Origin of the sequence: Streptomyces sp. NPDC004327 (assembly GCF_042873935.1) — a bacterium.
In the GTDB taxonomy this organism is placed as follows: domain Bacteria; phylum Actinomycetota; class Actinomycetes; order Streptomycetales; family Streptomycetaceae; genus Streptomyces.
The window spans coordinates 408,135-424,656 of the sequence record NZ_JBIAME010000004.1; the positions used below are offsets into that span (position 1 = coordinate 408,135).

At 73.9% G+C, this 16,522-nt stretch carries 15 protein-coding genes; 4 read left to right on the plus strand and 11 right to left on the minus strand.

What is annotated here, in order from left to right:
• Positions 1–38: 38 nt before the first annotated feature.
• From ddaH to ACFYU9_RS16145, 6 genes are all read right to left on the minus strand, one after another.
• The gene (ddaH, locus tag ACFYU9_RS16120; protein ID WP_389213961.1) at positions 39–821 is read right to left on the minus strand and encodes a dimethylargininase; all 783 of its coding nucleotides are present in this window, start codon (positions 819–821) and stop codon (positions 39–41) included.
• Positions 822–967: 146 nt separating this feature from the next.
• Complete coding sequence (locus ACFYU9_RS16125; protein WP_389213342.1) at positions 968–2,176, minus strand: argininosuccinate synthase; 1,209 nt, start codon at positions 2,174–2,176, stop codon at positions 968–970.
• Positions 2,173–2,751, minus strand: a complete 579-nt coding sequence (locus ACFYU9_RS16130) for a formyltransferase family protein (RefSeq protein WP_389345113.1) — start codon at positions 2,749–2,751, stop codon at positions 2,173–2,175. The genes ACFYU9_RS16125 and ACFYU9_RS16130 overlap by 4 nt, the downstream gene beginning before the upstream one ends.
• Entirely contained in the window at positions 2,741–3,709 is a 969-nt protein-coding gene (yedA, locus tag ACFYU9_RS16135; RefSeq protein WP_389213345.1) for a drug/metabolite exporter YedA, read from the minus strand. Before yedA ends, ACFYU9_RS16130 begins: the two co-directional genes overlap by 11 nt.
• Positions 3,710–3,724: 15 nt before the next feature.
• On the minus strand, positions 3,725–4,468 hold the full coding sequence (locus ACFYU9_RS16140) for a 2OG-Fe dioxygenase family protein (protein WP_389345114.1): 744 nt from the start codon (positions 4,466–4,468) through the stop codon (positions 3,725–3,727).
• 56 nt (positions 4,469–4,524) lie between these two features.
• The gene (locus ACFYU9_RS16145; RefSeq protein ID WP_389345115.1) at positions 4,525–5,772 is read right to left on the minus strand and encodes a hypothetical protein; all 1,248 of its coding nucleotides are present in this window, start codon (positions 5,770–5,772) and stop codon (positions 4,525–4,527) included.
• 179 nt (positions 5,773–5,951) lie between these two features.
• Here ACFYU9_RS16145 and ACFYU9_RS16150 point away from each other — a divergent pair, with 179 nt between their 5' ends.
• From ACFYU9_RS16150 to ACFYU9_RS16165, 4 genes are all read left to right on the plus strand, one after another.
• The gene (locus ACFYU9_RS16150; RefSeq protein ID WP_389345116.1) at positions 5,952–6,638 is read left to right on the plus strand and encodes a response regulator; all 687 of its coding nucleotides are present in this window, start codon (positions 5,952–5,954) and stop codon (positions 6,636–6,638) included.
• A 168-nt stretch (positions 6,639–6,806) separates the two neighbouring features.
• The gene (locus tag ACFYU9_RS16155) at positions 6,807–8,933 is read left to right on the plus strand and encodes a sensor histidine kinase (RefSeq protein ID WP_389345117.1); all 2,127 of its coding nucleotides are present in this window, start codon (positions 6,807–6,809) and stop codon (positions 8,931–8,933) included.
• Positions 8,934–8,981: 48 nt separating this feature from the next.
• Positions 8,982–9,182 carry a hypothetical protein gene (locus tag ACFYU9_RS16160; protein WP_389213354.1) on the plus strand — a complete coding sequence of 67 codons (201 nt, stop codon included), beginning with the start codon at positions 8,982–8,984 and terminating at the stop codon, positions 9,180–9,182.
• Positions 9,183–9,273: 91 nt separating this feature from the next.
• Positions 9,274–11,010, plus strand: coding sequence for a flavin monoamine oxidase family protein (locus ACFYU9_RS16165; protein WP_389345118.1), 1,737 nt, complete (start codon positions 9,274–9,276; stop codon positions 11,008–11,010).
• A 3-nt stretch (positions 11,011–11,013) separates the two neighbouring features.
• Here ACFYU9_RS16165 and ACFYU9_RS16170 read toward each other — a convergent pair whose 3' ends face one another.
• The 5 genes from ACFYU9_RS16170 to ACFYU9_RS16190 all read right to left on the minus strand — a co-directional run bounded on the left by ACFYU9_RS16170 (position 11,014) and on the right by ACFYU9_RS16190 (position 16,504).
• The gene (locus ACFYU9_RS16170; RefSeq protein WP_389345119.1) at positions 11,014–12,246 is read right to left on the minus strand and encodes a glycosyltransferase; all 1,233 of its coding nucleotides are present in this window, start codon (positions 12,244–12,246) and stop codon (positions 11,014–11,016) included.
• A 133-nt stretch (positions 12,247–12,379) separates the two neighbouring features.
• The gene (locus ACFYU9_RS16175; protein ID WP_389213964.1) at positions 12,380–13,300 is read right to left on the minus strand and encodes an NAD-dependent epimerase/dehydratase family protein; all 921 of its coding nucleotides are present in this window, start codon (positions 13,298–13,300) and stop codon (positions 12,380–12,382) included.
• 21 nt (positions 13,301–13,321) lie between these two features.
• On the minus strand, positions 13,322–14,503 hold the full coding sequence (locus ACFYU9_RS16180) for a hypothetical protein (RefSeq protein WP_389345120.1): 1,182 nt from the start codon (positions 14,501–14,503) through the stop codon (positions 13,322–13,324).
• Positions 14,500–15,258 (minus strand): HAD family hydrolase, encoded by a 759-nt coding sequence (locus ACFYU9_RS16185; RefSeq protein ID WP_389213362.1) that lies wholly within the window; start codon positions 15,256–15,258, stop codon positions 14,500–14,502. Before ACFYU9_RS16185 ends, ACFYU9_RS16180 begins: the two co-directional genes overlap by 4 nt.
• A complete protein-coding gene (locus ACFYU9_RS16190; protein WP_389213364.1) occupies positions 15,251–16,504 on the minus strand; it encodes an acetyl-CoA carboxylase biotin carboxylase subunit family protein in 1,254 nt (417 codons plus the stop codon). The genes ACFYU9_RS16185 and ACFYU9_RS16190 overlap by 8 nt, the downstream gene beginning before the upstream one ends.
• Between the last annotated feature and the right edge of the window lie 18 nt (positions 16,505–16,522).

The window sequence follows — 16,522 nt, forward strand, 5'->3', positions numbered from 1 at the left end:
GGCCGGTGTTCCGGCCCGGGGCGGCGCGATCCGGCGGCTCACGCCGCCTGCCGCAGCTCCAGCGTGCAGCACTTCACGCTGCCGCCGGCCTTCAGCAGCTCCGACAGATCCACCCCGACCGGCTCGAAGCCGCGCGCCGCCAGCGTCCCGGCGAGCCGGCCGGCGGCCGACGGCAGCAGCACGTGCCGGCCGTCGGAGAGCGCGTTGAGCCCGAAGGCGGCGGCGTCCTCCGGTCCGGCGAGGACCGCGTCCGGGAAGAGCGACTCCAGGACGGCGCGGCTGCCCTCGCAGAACGCGCCCGGGTAGTACATGATCTCCGTCTCGGAGAGCACGCACAGCGCCGTGTCCAGGTGGTAATAGGACGGGTCCACCAGGGTGAGGCTGACCACCGGCAGACCGAAGAACTCCTCGGCCTCCTCATGGGATCGCGGCTCGGTACGGAAGCCGGTGCCGGCCAGGATCATCCGGCCCGCGAGCAGGTAGTCGCCCTCGCCCTCGTTGACGAACCGGGGTGAGCGGGTCGCCCGGTAGCCGCGCTCCGCGAACCAGCCGAGGTACGCGGGTCCCTCCGCCGCCCGCTCGGGGTGGCGGAAGCGGGCGCCGAGGACACGGCCGTCGATGACGGTGGCCCCGTTCGCGGCGAAGACCATGTCCGGCAGCCGGGGCGCCGGCGGTATCTCCTCCACGGTGTGCCCGAGTTCGCGGTACAGCTCGCGCAGCCGGGCCCACTGGGCCATCGCCCGGGACCGGTCGGCCCCGGCCTGCGGCCGCATCCACGGGTTGATGGAATAGGTGACGTCGAAGTGGGTGGGCGGGCACATCAGGAACCGGCGCGCGGTCGCCACCCGCGGCGGCCGCCGGCTCGCCGGAAGCCGCGACGCGACGGTGCCGCGATCCGTGCCCGTGCCCGTGCCCGTGCCCGTGCCCGTGGCCATGTCCGTGTTCGTGCCGGTGTTCGTTCCGGTATTCATGACGCGCCTCCTCGGCGCAGACCCGCGACCCGCGCGGGCATCGACCAGATGTAGGAGAAGCCCTCGCCGGCCCGGTGGTCGAAGCCGTTCTCCGCCTCGTAGGAGGCGTAGTCCGGGTGGTACAGCGAGTGCGGGGAGGAGCGGCCGACCGTGACGGCCGAGCCCTTGTAGAGCTTCACGGTCACCGTGCCGGTGACCCGCTCCTGTACGTCGGTGAAGAACGCGTCCAGCGAGGTGCGCAGGCCGGTGAACCACTTGGCGTCGTAGACGAGCCCGGCGTACCGGCGGCCCAGGTCGGCCTTGTACTGGAAGAGGTCGCGCTCCAGGACCAGGTTCTCCAGCTCGCGGTGCGCCTCGTAGAGGACCGTGGCGGCGGGGCTCTCGTACACCCCGCGCACCTTCAGGCCGACCAGCCGGTTCTCCATGATGTCGATCCGGCCCACGCCGTGCCGTCCGGCCCGTGCGTTCAGCCGGGTCACCAGCTCCACCGGGCCGAGCGCCTCGCCGTCCAGCCGCACCGGCACGCCCCGCTCGAATTCGACGCGGACGAGCTCGGGCCGGTCCGGGGCGGACTCGGGTGCCGCCGTCGCCGTGTACACCTCCTCCGGCGGGGCGAGGCCGATGTCGTCCAGCGGACCGCATTCGACGCTGCTGCCCCACAGGTTGGTGTCGCGGCTGTACGGGCTGGTCTTGAAGGCGGGCGTTTGCACCCCGTGGGTCCGGGCGAAGGCGAGCTGGGCCGCCCGCGTGTGCAGGTCCCACTCCAGGACCGGGGAGATGATCCGCACCTCGGGGGCGAGGGCGGTGATGCCCGCGTAGAAGCGGACCTGGTCGTTGCCCTTGCCGGTGGCGCCGTGGGCGACGGCCTGGGCGCCCTCCGCCCGGGCGATCTCCACCAGCCGCTCGGCGATCAGCGGCCGGCTGAGCGAGGCCGCCATGACGTACTTCCCTTCGTAGAGGGCGTCGGCGCGCAGGGCCCGGAAGGCGTAGTCGGTGACGAACTCGTGGCGCAGGTCCTCGACGTACACCTTGGCGGCGCCGTTGTGCTCGGCGCGGGCCCGGACCTCGTCGAGGTCCTCGCTCTGACCGAGGTCGGCGCAGAAGGCGACGACCTCCGCGTCGTAGGTCCGCTGGAGCCAGGAGAGCGCCAGCGAGGTGTCGAGTCCGCCCGAGTAGGCGAGGACGATCCGCGTCTTCTTCCTCATGACCGCCTCCCCGTGGCCGCGGCGTGGAGTCTGCGGAGCATGGCCCGGGTGTAGAGCCGTTCGCCCCACTGCTCGTCGGAGACGGGCAGTTCGTGTTCGTTCGCGATCATTCCGATCACCTCGTAGAAGAGGACCAGGCAGTGCGCCGCGGTACGGGCGCTGAGGGAGGCCGCGCTCTCGCCGGGGACGATCGGGAAGCGGTTGACCTTCACGATCGGTCCGGCGTCGAGCCGGGGCACGATGTGGTGGCTGGTGGCGCCGAACTCCGTACCGCCCTGGACGAGGACGAAGTCGTAACCGCCGACACCACGGAACTGGGGGGGCGCCGGGTGGAAGTTGAGGGCGCTGACGGCGGCCCGGCCCAGCGTCTCGGGCTTCAGGATCAGGTCCGCCTTGAAGGTGAAGATGTGGTCGCCGTGCCATTCCTCGTGGAGGCGGGGCGGCGGATCGCCGTAGTCCCACAGCAGGACGGTGACGTGGTCGAAGACGTCCCTGAGGTGCTCGGCGGCGAGCCGGCTCCAGGGCGAGGTGTCCCCGATGAACAGGACCCTCCGCTTGGCGGCGCTAGTCCTCATGAGCGTCGACCGTGTCCTTGACGTCGTCCAGGTCTTCGGGGTGGTCGTCGTTGCGGGCATCGCTGAGCTTCCTTCCTGCGAAGATGAACCGGACGGCGACGAGCACCGCCGCCACGGCGAGTACGGTGAGGGCGCTGACCCGCTCGGAGAGGATCCAGGCGCCGAGGAGCACGGCCACGGCGGGCGTGACCAGGGTGTAGCTGGTGGCCAGGGACGTGCGGACCGCCTTGAGCAGGTACATGTACGCGCTGTAGGCGACCAGCGAGCCGAAGACCACCAGGTAGCCCCAGGCCCACAGGGCCGAGGCGTCGGGGACGCGGTCGAGGCGCTCCCCGGCGAGCAGTCCGACGACGGTGACCAGGCTGCCGCCCGCGAGCATCTCGCCCGCGTACGCCGTCGGGCCCTGGGGCAGGTCGAGGTGCTGGCTGAGCACCGAGCCGAGCGACCAGCTGATCGCGGCGGCGATGATGACGATCGAGCCTTTCGTCCCGCCGCCGAGGCCGCCGTCGAGGGCGAGCAGCACGACGCCGGCGAGGCCGAGGACGATGCCGTACACCTCCAGGCGGTTCGGCCAGCGGCGCGTCGCGAGTCCGGCCATCAGGGCCGTCCACACGGGCACGGTCGCGATGCCGACCGAGGCGAGTCCGCTGGAGATGGACCGCTCGGCGATGGCGATGCCGCCGACGCAGCCGCCCTGCATGAGGCCGCCGACGAGCGCGCAGTTGAGCCACTGCCGGCGGGTCGGCGGCCGGTGGCCGCGGGCCAGCAGGACCACGGCGAGGATGATGCCGCCCGCCAGGAAGCGGGTGCCGGTCATCAGCAGCGGCGGGATGGTGTCGAGGGTGTAGTCGATGGCGAGGTAGGTGGAGCCCCAGACGACGTAGACCGAGACGAGGCACAGGACCACGATCGGGGTGAGGGCCGGGGCCGGGGCTTTGCTGCGGATCTGGAGAGTCACGTCGGCACTTCCCTGTCAGTCGCTCGCGCGGAGTCCGGGCGAGCAGGTGTAGCCGAGGATGAGGATGTCCCGGGTCGCCCGCCGGCCGGGATCGACCGGCGCGGTGGGCGTGACGGAGTGCAGGACGTCACGGTCGGCCCAGAGCATCGTGTCGAGCGGGTCGGCGAGCACGAACTCGGCGAGCACGGCGCCCGATTCGCTGTGCACCCGGGAGTCGCCGCCGCGCGTGTTGCTGCGGTCCATCAGATGGATGGCGCCGAAGTCGATCTCGTCGCGGTGGACGCCTTCGGGTGTCGGCTCGCCCACCTCGCGGGCGGTGGCCAGGGTGCGGAACTGGTGGCAGGCCACCTCCCACGGCTGGTCCAGGCTCTCCTGTGGCACCGGGAACTGGGCGAAGTCGAAGCGGATCAGCTCGTTGAGCAGGGCGTTGCGCACCGAGGCCGCGGTGAGCGGGGCCACCTCGCGGTGGATGCCGCCGGCGTACCGATTGGCGGAGGCCGACTGGAAGTACGGCCGGTGGGCCAGGAGTTGGATGCTCCGGGTGCGCGGCAGATACCGGAAGCGGGCGTAGCGGCGCTTCCGGAAGCTCGCGCCGTCCTTCAGGTAGCGGTCGGGCTCCAGGCGGTTCCACTCGTCGGCCAGGGCCCGCTCGGTGGCCCGCGCGGTCGGGTCGACGGTGAGGTCGGCGCCGTGGATGAGCGCGTAACCGCGGTCGCGCAAGGCGCGGTGGTGCGGATTCGACCAGGTGATCCTGGGCATGTCGGTGCTCCTTCGTCCGGTCCGTCTCGGGTGCGGCCCGCGGGGTGCGGGCTCTGTCATCGACTCTCGGGCGCCCGCTGCCCCAGCTGCATGAGCGAGGAGTCCCGTCCCGGTCCCCGTCCCGGTCCCTGTCCCGGTCCCTGTCCTGGTCCTGGTACCGGTCCCGGGGACTGCGCGGCGGTGGACTGCGCGGCTGTGGCGGCCGGCGCGGTGGTGGCGGGCTCGGTGGGGACGAGGGCGGCGAGCGCCTCGCGCAGCACGTCGGCGCCGACCCGGGTGTACGGGCGGCCGTGCTCCAGGTGCGGGGCGCCGAGGCCGTCGAGCAGGACGAGCGCCCGGTCCGGCTCCGCGCCGGCGGCGCCCCGCTGGCGCGGCGCGCGCCCCGGGCCCCGTACCAGCTCCGCGACCACGTCCCCGGCACGGATGCCCGCGGGCAGCGCGACCGGCCCGCCCGCCCGCTCCACCAGCGCGGTGTGGGCCCGTTCGGCGGCCGGGTCCAGGAGCCCCATGAGCCGGGCCGCCCGCGCGGAGACCAGCATGCCGAGGGTGAGCGCGTCACCGTGGGCGAGCGCGCCTTCGGGCGCGCGGGCGAGCAGGGCGCGCGCGACGGCCCGCCCGTAGCGCAGCGCCGCCGCCTGGCCGGTCTCCAGCGGGTCGAAGCAGAGCAGCGTGGCCCGGACTTCCCCGCACAGTGCGAGGAACGAGGCGAGCGTCGCCGGGTCGTAGCGGCCGTCGCGCCGCAGCCGGGCGGCCACCTGGTCGTACGAGCCCGGGACCACCGTCAGGACGTTCCGCACCAGCGCGCACACCCCGGCCCGCAGCGCGGCCGCGTCCAGCGTCTCCAGGAACTCCAGGCGGGCCTGGACGAGGACGGGCGCGGGCGCCGCCAGACCGGCGGCCGACAGCGCCGCGTCCGCCATGGCGCGCGGCGTGGTCGGCAGCCGGAGCAGCGGCGGCGGGGTGCCGTCGGCGCGCAGGAGCCGGTCGGCGGCCTCGATGGTCCGGGTGCCGCCGAGGGCCACGACCGCCGTGCCGTCGGGCACGGTGCGCGGGGCGGTGGCGGGGTGCCACACCTCGGCGGGGGCCGCCGGCTCCAGGGCGCGCAGCACGCGCGCGAGGTGCGCCGCGGGCAGCGCCGGGACGGCGAGGACGGCGATGCGGCGGGCGCCGGTCCGCTGCGCGGCCAGGGCCAGTTCGGCGTCGGCCGCCGGGCCGTCGCCGTGGCGGACCTGGAAGGTCAGGTGCACGGGCCCGGCCTGGACGAAGCGGTCCAGGGCGAGCGCCGGGAAAGTGGTGGTGCACATGGTTCCGACTCCGGGGGAGTGGGGGGTTGCCCTGTCACCGTCTCCGGCCGGAGCTCCCAAGGGCATGAGACGCAAGCCCCGTTCACGCCCCCGCCCGCGCCCGACACGCGCCCGGTCCCGGGGAACCGGGACGCGGGACACTACCGTCCGTCATGATCGGTTACTGGTAGTGTCCGCTCGTGCGCGAAGATGACCGTTCCGTTCCCCGCGTCCTGATCGTCGATGACCATCCGCTGTTCCGCGAGGGGTTGAAGGCCGCCCTGGAGAGCACCGGCAGCGCGCTGGTCGTCGCCGAGGCCACGACGGCCGCCGAGGTGCCGGAGGCCGTCGCGCAACACCAGCCCGACGTCGTCGTCATGGACCTCTCGCTGCCCGACGTCTCCGGCATCGAGGCCACCCGGCGGCTCACCGAGGAACACCCCGGACTGCCGGTCCTCATGCTCACCATGTCCGACGACGACGCCAGCCTCCTCGCCGCACTCCAGGCCGGCGCCCGCGGCTACGTCGTCAAGGGCGCCGGCTCGGACGAGGTCCTCAGCGCCCTGCGCACGGTGGCCGCCGGCGGCGCCGTCATCGGCTCCGACATCGCGGCCCGGCTCTCCCCGCTGCTCTCCGGCAGCCGGATGCGCGACGCCGAACAGCTCTTCCCGGCGCTCACCTCCCGCGAGGTCGAGGTGCTCGACCTGATCGCCCGCGGCCACGACAACCGGCGCATCGCCCGCGAACTCGTGCTCTCCGAGAAGACCGTGCGCAACCACATCACCCATGTCTTCGACAAGCTCCAGGTGACCTCCCGCGCCGAGGCGGTCGCCCGCGCCCGCGACGCCGGACTCGGCGAGGACGCCCCGGGCACCCCCGCGACCTAGGGCCTGTCCGGCCATGATCCACCGGACAGGCCCCAGGCGGTGACCTGGGGCCGTGACCCAGGACCCGGCGGAAACCGGGACCCGGCCGGGACACCCGGCCCATGCGCCCGGGACCCCACGCGCACGAGACTGAAAGACCATCGCCGAACGGGCGGGGAGGAGGCCGACATGCGCGCAGGCCGCCCACGGACAGGGGACGCCTCCTGGACGAGCCGCACCCGACTCCCGCGGACCAGGCCCGACATGGTGCCCGCCTACGTCGTGTGCGTCGTCACCATGCTCGCCGGCGTCGTCTGGGCGGGACTCACCCTCACCCACTTCGGCGACCCCGACCTCCGGCACGTCCGGCTCTACCTCGCCGGCTCGCACGTCCTGCTCGGCCTCGGCCTCGCCCTCACCGGCATGGTGTTCGCCGCCCGCCGCTCCGCCCGCAACCTCGGCCGGCTGCTGCTCGCCGCCGGCTGCACCCTGACGCTCGATCAGGCCATCTCGCTGGTCGCCGTGCTCGCGGGCGTCGGCCCCGGCGTCTTCGCCGCCGTCCTCGTCTTCGCCCTGCTGACGTACTCGCTGCTCGGCGTCGTCATCTACCCGCTGCCGCTGTGGCTGCCGACCGGCCGGCTGCCCCGCTTCTGGGGCCGCCCCTACGTCGTGGTCATCGCGCTCTGGAGCTTCCTGCAGCAGTACTACCACTTCGCCTACCCCGGCACCGTCTACTACGGCCGCCCCACCACGCTCACCGGCGGCGCCTGGACCTGGCTGCAGGACCTGCTCACCCCCTGGATGGACACCGCCACCGCCTGGGTGCCGCCCGCCATCGTCGCCCTCGCCGTGCTGCTCATGGCCCTGCGCTGGCCGTACACCCACAAACGCGAGCGCACCTACGCCATCCTCGTCGTGCCGTACGGGCTGTGGATCACGATCCTGTACGTCCAGCGCTTCGCCGACGCGCCCGAGGGCTTCACCGTCATCGCCTTCTACGTCGCCGCGGCCGCCTGGCCCGCCACCCTCGGCTACATCCACGTCCGCGAGCGCACCTGGGTCCTCGACCGGGCCGGACGGCGGATCCTCACCACCCTCGTCCTCACCTTCGTGCTGTTCCTCGTGTACGCGACCGGCGCCTTCGTCCTGTCGTACTTCGTGCCCGGCTCCACCACCCCCAAGACCGCGCTCATCGCCACCGCCGCCCTCCTCGTCGGCATCCTGCTGCGCCCCACCGCGCACGCCGCCGCCCGGCTCGTCGACCGCTACTACTACGGCGGCCGCGCCCAGCCCTACCAGGCCGTGCGCCAGCTCGCCGACCAGCTCGGGCACGCCCTCGACCCCGGCGACATGCCGAGGCTGCTGTGCGACACCGTCGTGCACACCCTGCGCCTGCCCGGCGCCCGGCTCGTCATCAGCACCAAGCACGGGCCGCGCGAACTGGCCCGCCGCGGCGACCCCGGCACCGCCCAGGAGACCTTCCCGCTCGTCTACCAGGGCAACGACATCGGCCACCTCCTCGTGCCGCCCCGGCACGGCGAACTCGCCCTCGACGACCAGGACCGCGAGGCCGTCCGGCTGCTCGCCGACCACAGCGCCCCCGCCATCGCCTCCCTGCGGCTCTACGAGGAACTGCAGACCAGCCGCGAGCAGATCGTCCTGGCCCGCGAGGAGGAACGCCGCCGGCTCCGCCACGACCTGCACGACGGGCTCGGACCCGCGCTCTCCGGACTGCGCCTCCAGGTCGACGCCGTACGGGCGGCCATACCGGCCGAACCCAAGGCCCTGCGCTCGCTGACCGCCGTCTCCGAGGGCATCGGCCGCGCCATCGACGAACTGCGCCGCATCACCGTCGGCCTCGCCCCGGCCGCCCTCGACCACGCCGACCTGCCGCGCGCGCTGCAACGCCTCGCCGAGCAGCTCGGCCGTACCGTACGGATCACGGTGGCCCTGCGCCCCGATCCCTTCCCCAAGCTCCCGGCGGCGGTGGAGGTCGCCGTCTACCGCATCGCCGCCGAGGCCCTGAACAACACCGTCCGGCACGCCCACGCCGACCGGGCCGAGGCCACGGTGGTGCTCGCGGACTCGGCGGTCACCGTCGAGGTCCTCGACAACGGCGACGGCATCGGCCGGGAGCGCGGCGAAGGCGTCGGCCTGCGCTCCATGGCGGACCGCGCGGAGGAGCTCGGCGGCACGTTCGAGCTGGTCAACACGGGTGTCGGCACCCTGGTGCGGGCCGTCATGCCCTGTGGGCAAGGTGGGACCGGTGTGGGACCTGAGGATCAGGCGCCTGGGACAGCCCCCGGCCGAGACTGAAGACGTCAGATCGGCCGACCGGCCGTCACGACGAACCCGAGGATCGACATGCGCCAGGCCAAGTCAACGTTCCGCACGACAGTGAAGGTGCTGGTCCTGCCGGCGCTGGTCGCGGCAGCCGTCGTGGCCGCCCGCCGGTTCCCCGGCGGCGGCACTCCCGCGGCCGCCGGGGCCCGGCGGTTCCCGGGCGGTGGCACCCCGTTCGCCGGCGGCTCGAAGCGCCGCTTCCCCGGCGGCGGCACGGGCTGACGCTCCCGCCGCACACCTCATCGCTCCGGCCCGATCCCCGGGCCGGAGCGCCCCTTTCCCCTTGCCACACCCCACGTATCGAGGCCCCGAGATGCCTGCTGCCCAAGAATCCGCGATACCGCCGTCCACCGCGCCGGCCGTCCCGCGCACCGCCGCCGCGAAGGCCCTGTACCGGGCCATGACCGGCGCCGCCGGGCCCGCCGCCACCGGCTGGACCGGCCCGCCCCGCTACCCCGAGCCGCCGCGCCGCGGCGAGAAGGTGCTGATCCTCGGCGCCGGAGTCTCCGGCCTCACCGCCGCGTACGAACTGAGCACGCTCGGTTACGACTGCACGGTCCTGGAGGCACAGCACCGGGTCGGCGGCCGCAACCGCACGGCGCGCAACGGCGACCGGTTGTACGAGCTCGACGACGGCACCGGCCGGCCCGTGCCCACGCACACCTGCCGCTTCGACGAGGGGCTCTACCTCAACCTGGGCCCCGGCCGCATCCCGCACCACCACCGCCGGGTGCTCACCTACTGCCGGGACTTCGGCGTCGCCCTCCAGCCGTACGTCATGGAGACCACCGCCAACCTGGTCCGCCCGCCCCACCTGGCCCGGGCCCTGCCCAACCGCCGGGTCGCCAACGACATCCGCGGCCACCTCGCGGCGAAGCTCGCCGAGACGCTGGACGGAGGCGGCCCGAACGGTGCCGACGGTGCCGACGACGGCGACGGGGCGGCCTTCACCGCCGAAGTGCGCGACCTGCTGCGGATCTTCGGCGCGCTCGACGCCGACGGCAAGTACTCCGTCGCCCAGCGCTCCGGCTACCTCCACGACCCGGCCGAGGAGGAGCCCGTACCCGTCCCCGCCCCGCCGCTCACCTTCGAGGAACTCGTCGGTTCGGGCTTCTGGAAGACCCGCTTCTACCAGCCGCTCGACTACGAGTGGCAGGCGACCATGTTCCAGCCGGTCGGCGGCATGGACCACGTCGTCATGGCCCTCGCCCGGGAGGCGCGGCGCGCCGGAGCGACGATCGTCCTCGGCGCCGAGGTCACCGAGGTCGCGCTGCACCCGGCCGGCACGGCCGGGCCCGACGTCACCGTCGGCTACCTCGTGGACGGCGAGGAGCGGCAGGCCACCGCCCGGTACTGCGTCAGCAGCATCCCGGTGCCGGTGTTCCGGGGCGTGCGGCGCAGCGGCTTCTCCGCCGCGTACGAGACGGCGCTGCGGGTGGTCGAGTTCGCGAAGACCTGCAAGGTGGGCTGGCAGGCCAACCGCCGCTTCTGGGAAGGAGATCTGGTGGGCGAGCCCGGCGCCGGGAACGCGCCGGACATCTACGGAGGCATCAGCTGGACGGCCCACGACATCACCCAGATCTGGTACCCGTCGCACGACTTCTTCACGGCCGGCGGCGTCCTCGTCGGCGCCTACAACTTCACCGACGCGGCCGCCCGCTTCGGCGCGCTCCCGCCCGCCGAGCGGCTGCGCCAGGCCCGCCAGGGCGCCGCGGAACTCCATCCCGAGTTCCGCGACACCGCCCTCGTCCCGGAGGACAAGGGCATCAGCGTCGCCTGGCACAAGGTGCCCTATCAGCTGGGCGGCTGGGCCGACTGGCAGCCGGACCGCGAGGACCACAAGGAGGCGTACCGCAGGCTGCTCCAGCCCGAGGGCGGCGACCTGTTCCATGTCACCGGGGACCAGATCTCCCCGCTGCCCGGCTGGCAGGAGGGCGCCATGATGTCGGCCGAGTACGTCATCCACCAGATCCTCGGCCTCATGCCGCGGACGGTGCCGGACGTGATCGGCGTGCCCGACTCGGTCGCCCTCACCCAGGGCATGGTCTGAGGCTCACCCCCGGCCGATCGTGTCGAGGAGCAGGCGTGCGGCCACCGTCGTCCCGTCCGTACGGATGGACCCGGCGACGGCGGCCGCACGCGCGCGGGTCTCGGGGGCCAGGGCGGTCCCGAGCGCGGCCGACAGGGACGCGAAGGTCGGGTTCGGCCCGTCGTGGGCCGCGCCGATGCCCAGGCCGGCCACCCGGCCCGCCCAGTACGGCTGGTCCGCGATCTGCGGCACGACCACCTGGGGCGCGCCGGCCAGGGCCGCCGTGGTCGTCGTGCCCGCGCCGCCGTGGTGCACGACGGCCGCGACCCGGCGGAACAGCACGTGGTGGTCGGCCTCGCCGACGGCGAAGCAGTCGTCCTGGTCGTCGACGAGGGCCAGATCGGCCCAGCCGCGGGAGAGCAGGACCCGGCGGCCCCGCGCGCGCACCGCCTCGACGGCCGCCTTCGCCACGTCCTCGGCGTCACGCATCGGGATGCTGCCGAAGCCCACGTACACCGGCGGCTCGCCCGCGTCCAGGAACGCCGACAGGCCGTCCGACAGCGGGCGTTCGGCCGAGTGCCGCAGCCACGCGCCGGTCTGCACCACGTCGAGGTCCGCGGGCCGCGCCCAGGGGCTCAGCGTCGCGTCCGCCGCCAGCCACGGCCGGTCGGTCAGCACGAAGTCGCGGAAGTGGTCCACCGGCGGCAGCCCGACCGTCTCCCGGTGCGCGTTCAGCCCGGTGCCGAACAGCACGTTCATGTTCTCGACGTCGAGGTCCCACAGCACCCGGTTGTCGGTCTCGCCGGGCGGGAACGGCCGGCCCGGGCGCGGGAACGGCGGGTGGTGCGGCGACGGCAGATAGGCCGGGAAGTACGCCGTGAAGACATAGGGGATGCCCAGCTTCTCGGCCGCCGAGCGGGCGGCGGCCGCGGCCGGGAGCAGGCCCGTCGCCACCACCGCGTCGCAGTCCGCGGCCGCCGCGAGCACCGCCTCGTACGTCGTGACGACCAGCGCCGCCGCCCGCTGCGCCAGCCCCCCGTCCGGCAGCGGCGCCTTCCCGGTCAGCGCGCCCTTCACCATCGCGCGCAGCGGGTCGCCGATCGGCGCCGACGCGATGCCCGCCTCGGCGAGCAGCCCCGCGAAGTCCGGCGGCGCGCACACCCGCGCCTCCACGCCGGACTCCTTCAGCCGCAGCGCGAGCGCGACCATCGGCTCGACGTCGCCTCGGGACCCGTAGGCCATCAACAACACACGCATCGTGCGACTCCCCGTCGTTCGCTCGGTGATTCCCGTGATTCCCGTGATTCCGGGCTCAGTTGATCATCGCGCATGGCGAGGCCCCGCAGGGACATCACCCTGCGGGGCCTGGCTGCCTTCGCGGAGGGGCGGCTCAGTCGCCGTCCGTCGCGTTCAGCTGCGCCCAGGTGTCCTCGACCGTCTCGGCCACCGGGCGGACGCGCAGCCCCGTGGACAGGGCACGGGTCACGTCACCGCAGTGCAGCGCGTCGTGCAGCTCGCCGCCCGGCGGGCACCAGATGGGCAGGTCGGACCAGCCGGACACCTCCGCCGCGTCCAGGACGTCCTGGCCGACCCAGACCAGCTTGGTCCCGGCGCCGGTCGCGGTGACGCAGGCGTCGAGCAGTTCGCCGATCGTGGTGTGGCCCGGAGCGCTGACCATGTCGTACGGGCCGCTGAGGCCCGACTCCAGGGCGTCCAGGATCCACGCGGCCATGTCGCGCACGTCCACGTACTGCAGCGGCGTGTCCCGGGGAGCGGGCGCGAGCAGCGGGCCGCCGAGGGCGATCCGCTTCAGCCACCAGGGCAGCCGGCCGGAGTTCTCCCGGGGACCGAGCAGCAGACCGGCGCGGACCAGCAGGGACCGCTTGTCGCCGAACTCGCGCAGCACGGCCAGCTCGGCGCCCCGCTTGTCGGCGGCGTAGTCCGTGGCGTCCGCGTCCGGGTCGGCGTCCACCACCGGGCCGTCCTCGTCGAGGCCGGCCGGGATGGGCCAGGTGTAGACGGACCGGCTCGACACGAACACGTACCGCTCGGCCCGCTCCGCGAGCAGCCGCGCGGAGTCCCGGACGATCCGCGGCGCCGCCGACCAGGTGTCCACGACGGCGTCCCAGCTGCCCTCCGCGAGCGCGGCGAGCCCGCCGGGTTCCGTACGGTCGCCGTTCAGGACCGTCACGCCGGGCGGCGCCGGGTGCTCGCCCCGGTGGAAGACCGTCACGTCCCAGCCCCGGTCCCGGGCCGCCTCCGCGACCGCGCGGCCCGCGAAGTCGGTGCCGCCGAGCAGCAGTAGCCTCACTGTGCGCATCCCTCCTCGTGCTCAGGCGACCGCTGCGGTCGCCGACGTGCGCTCCCGGTAGTCGGCGAACCGGTCGGCGATCTCCTGCGCCCGGTCCTCCGCCTCCGACAGCTTCATCTCCTGGCAGTCGTACCCCAGTTCCTCCGTCATGATCGCCATCGCGGAGGGTTCGAAGACCACGGTGCCGTCGTCGCGGATCTCGCTGATGCCGTCCTGCACCTGACCGGAGAGGCTGATCGCGTCGGCCTGCTCCCTGGTCATGCCGTCGGGCAGCACGATCTCGTACGAGCCGTCGGCGGCGATCGCGACCGGGTGGCCGCCCACCGCGCCGCCCGCGCCCGGGGCGTGGACCAGGGCCGCCCGGCCGTCGGCCAGCGGTTCGAGCACGCTGAGCGCGGAGGCGGCCGTCATCACCTGGCCGGGCATGCCGCCGGTGCGCCGGTAGCGCTCGGGCAGCCGGTTCAGGAGCGCCGGCACGTCGAGCTCGGCGGTGATGTCGCGGCCGTCCAACCGGATGCCCAGGCCCATCCCGGCCGGACCGCTGTTGCCGGTGCGGGACAGGCGGTGCGAGACGTAGTGGTGGGCGACGAGCCGCACCTCCACGTCGCCGACCGGGCGGCCGAGTTCGTCGGCGACGGCCGCGGTGATGCCGGGCACGTTGTTGGCGACGTTGCCGATGCCGAGGTCGGGGGAGAGGCCGACGGCGGTGAGCGCCGGGTGCACGGCGTCCGGGTAGGCGGCGTTGACGACGACCGGGTTCACGCCGGACAGCCGGACGGCCTCCATCGCCTTCATCGCCGGCACCAGGTGCATCGGAAGCCACGGGCCGTAGTTGGCGGCGTACAGGCGCTGGAACGCCGACTGCTCCAGGGTCGAGATGACCCACCACGACTGGTAGCTCGCCGCCAGGAACAGCACGTCCGGGCGGAATTCGGCGATCCGCTCGGCGGTGCGCGCCACGTCGCGCAGATCGGTGAGCGCGTGGCTGACCCGGGGCTGGTAGCCGCGCTGGATCGCGCAGAACCGGGCCAGGTTGGTGGCGCGGAGCACCGCCTCCTCGTCCCGGCCGACCAGTCGCAGCTCGCGCGCGGGGTCGCTCTGGGCCAGCGCGTGGAACGCCTGGCGGCCGATGTCGCCGGCGCCCAGCACCATGACCTTGCGCGCCTCGCGCGCGGGGGCGGCGGAGTTCGCGGGGGTGTTCATCGGGTCCCTCCAGAGGTCGCGACGGCGGAAGCGGCGAAGACGTGCGCCGCGGTGGGTACGGCTCGCTGGGCGACCGTGGCCGCCACCAGGCCCGGCAGGTCCCGCATCGAGCGGAACACCTCCGCGCCCGCCCGGTGCGCCCCGAGCTCGCGGTCGGGGGTGTACTGCAGGACCCGCATCCCGGCGTCGAGCCCGGCGTCCACGCCGACCGGGCTGTCCTCGATCACCAGGCAGTCCAGGGCGGCTGCGCCGGACATCTCCGCCGCCCAGAGGAACAGCTTCGGGTCGGGCTTCCAGGCGTCCACGTCGTACGCGGAGAACAGCCGGCCGGCGAAGTGGTGCAGGATGCCGGCCTTCGCGAGCCGGCGCTCGATCAGCTCGCGCGGGCTGTTGGACGCCACGCACATCCCGGCCACGCCCGGCAGGGCGGCGAGGCGGTCCAGGGCGTACGCCACGCCGTCGATCGGTTCGAGGTGGTCACCGATCAGTTCCTCGCACTTGGCGCGTGCGATCGGCATGGCGTCCGCGGGCGGCGGCGTGCCCGTCAGCTCCTCCATCAGGTCGAGGCACTCCTGCATCTTCTTGCCGGAGAACAGCTCGTCCCGCCGCTCCTTGTCGAGCGCCAGCCCCATCAGCTCGCCCACGTGGGCGAGTCCGCCGTTCTCGGCGTCCTGGGTGTCCACGAGGACCCCGTCCAGGTCGAAGACCAGGAACAGGCCCCGCGGCCCGTTCACCGGCTCGTACGGCTCACTCATATGCGTACTCGATCCACTCGACGCTCTCGATGGCGGCCACGGTCGCGGCCAGCTCCTCGTGGGTGGCGGCGGAGCCGATGACCGCCGCCGTGTTGCCGCGCGCGCCGATCCGCCAGTCCACCGAGGCGCCGGGCTCGATGAGCACGGCCACCCGGTCGACGTTCGGCAGCCGGCGCAGCGCGGTGACGTTGCGGATGCCCCGCACGCTGCGCGCACCGGCGGGCGGCACGATCAGGTAGTGGAAGGCGACCGGCCCGTCCTTCTTGACGTCCGGCGTCTCGTACGGCAGGCCGAGCGCGGCCGCCACCGCCACGTACGCCGGGTCGGAGGTGCCGGAGCGGACCGCGAGGTCGTCCACCCAGGCGCCGAGCCGGCCGTTGACCTCGATGACCCGGGGGCCGTCGGCGGTCAGCTTGATCTCGACGTCGGCGACGCCGTGGATGTTCAGGGCGCGCACGGCCCGGCAGGCCAGGTCCCGTACTGCCCGCTCGTCCTCCTCGGACACGACCGAGAAGCCGCCGTAGCCGCCGCGCTCGCGGAAGGGCTCGGCGAGCGCGAACTTGCTGGTGACGAAGACCGGGCGGACGTCGTCGCCGTCGGCGACGCAGTCCACCGCGATGTAGTCGCCCCACGGGGCGGCGGTGGGACGGCCGACGAGCAGCTCCTCGATCATCACCGCGGTCTCGACCGGACCGCCGCCGGAGGCGTCGAAGCACTCGGCGATGGCCGCCCGGCACTCCTCCTCGGTCGTCACGGCCTGCGTGTTGCGGCTGGAGGCGCCGACCACCGGCTTGATGATGGCCGGCAGCCCGACGTACGCCAGGGCCTCGTCGGTCTGCTCGGGCGAGGTGACCGTGCGGAAGCGCACCGCGTCCACGCCCGCCTCGGCGAAGCGCTCGCGCTGGAGGTCCTTGTGGGTGATCGCGGCCACGTCGGCGGGAGAGTGGTAGCGCAGCCCGAGCGCGGCGGCCAGCCGGACGGTGCGGGCGATCTGGAACTCGCTGAAGGTGATGATGCCGGTGAGACCGAGGTCCTTGAGGGCCGTGACGGTCTCCTCCTCGGTCCGGCCGGCCAGGTCCACGACCGTGCCGACCGTCCGGAGGGTCGGGATCATCTCCCGGGCGTGCTCGGTGTCCGCGGTGGCGAACACCAGGGCGCAGCCCGCCTGCCGCGCGGCCTCGGCCAGCCGGGTCGGGGCCAGGCTGCCGGTGTCGTACACCACCAGCAGGACCGGTTGGTCACTCATGTCTGTCGTCCACTCTGT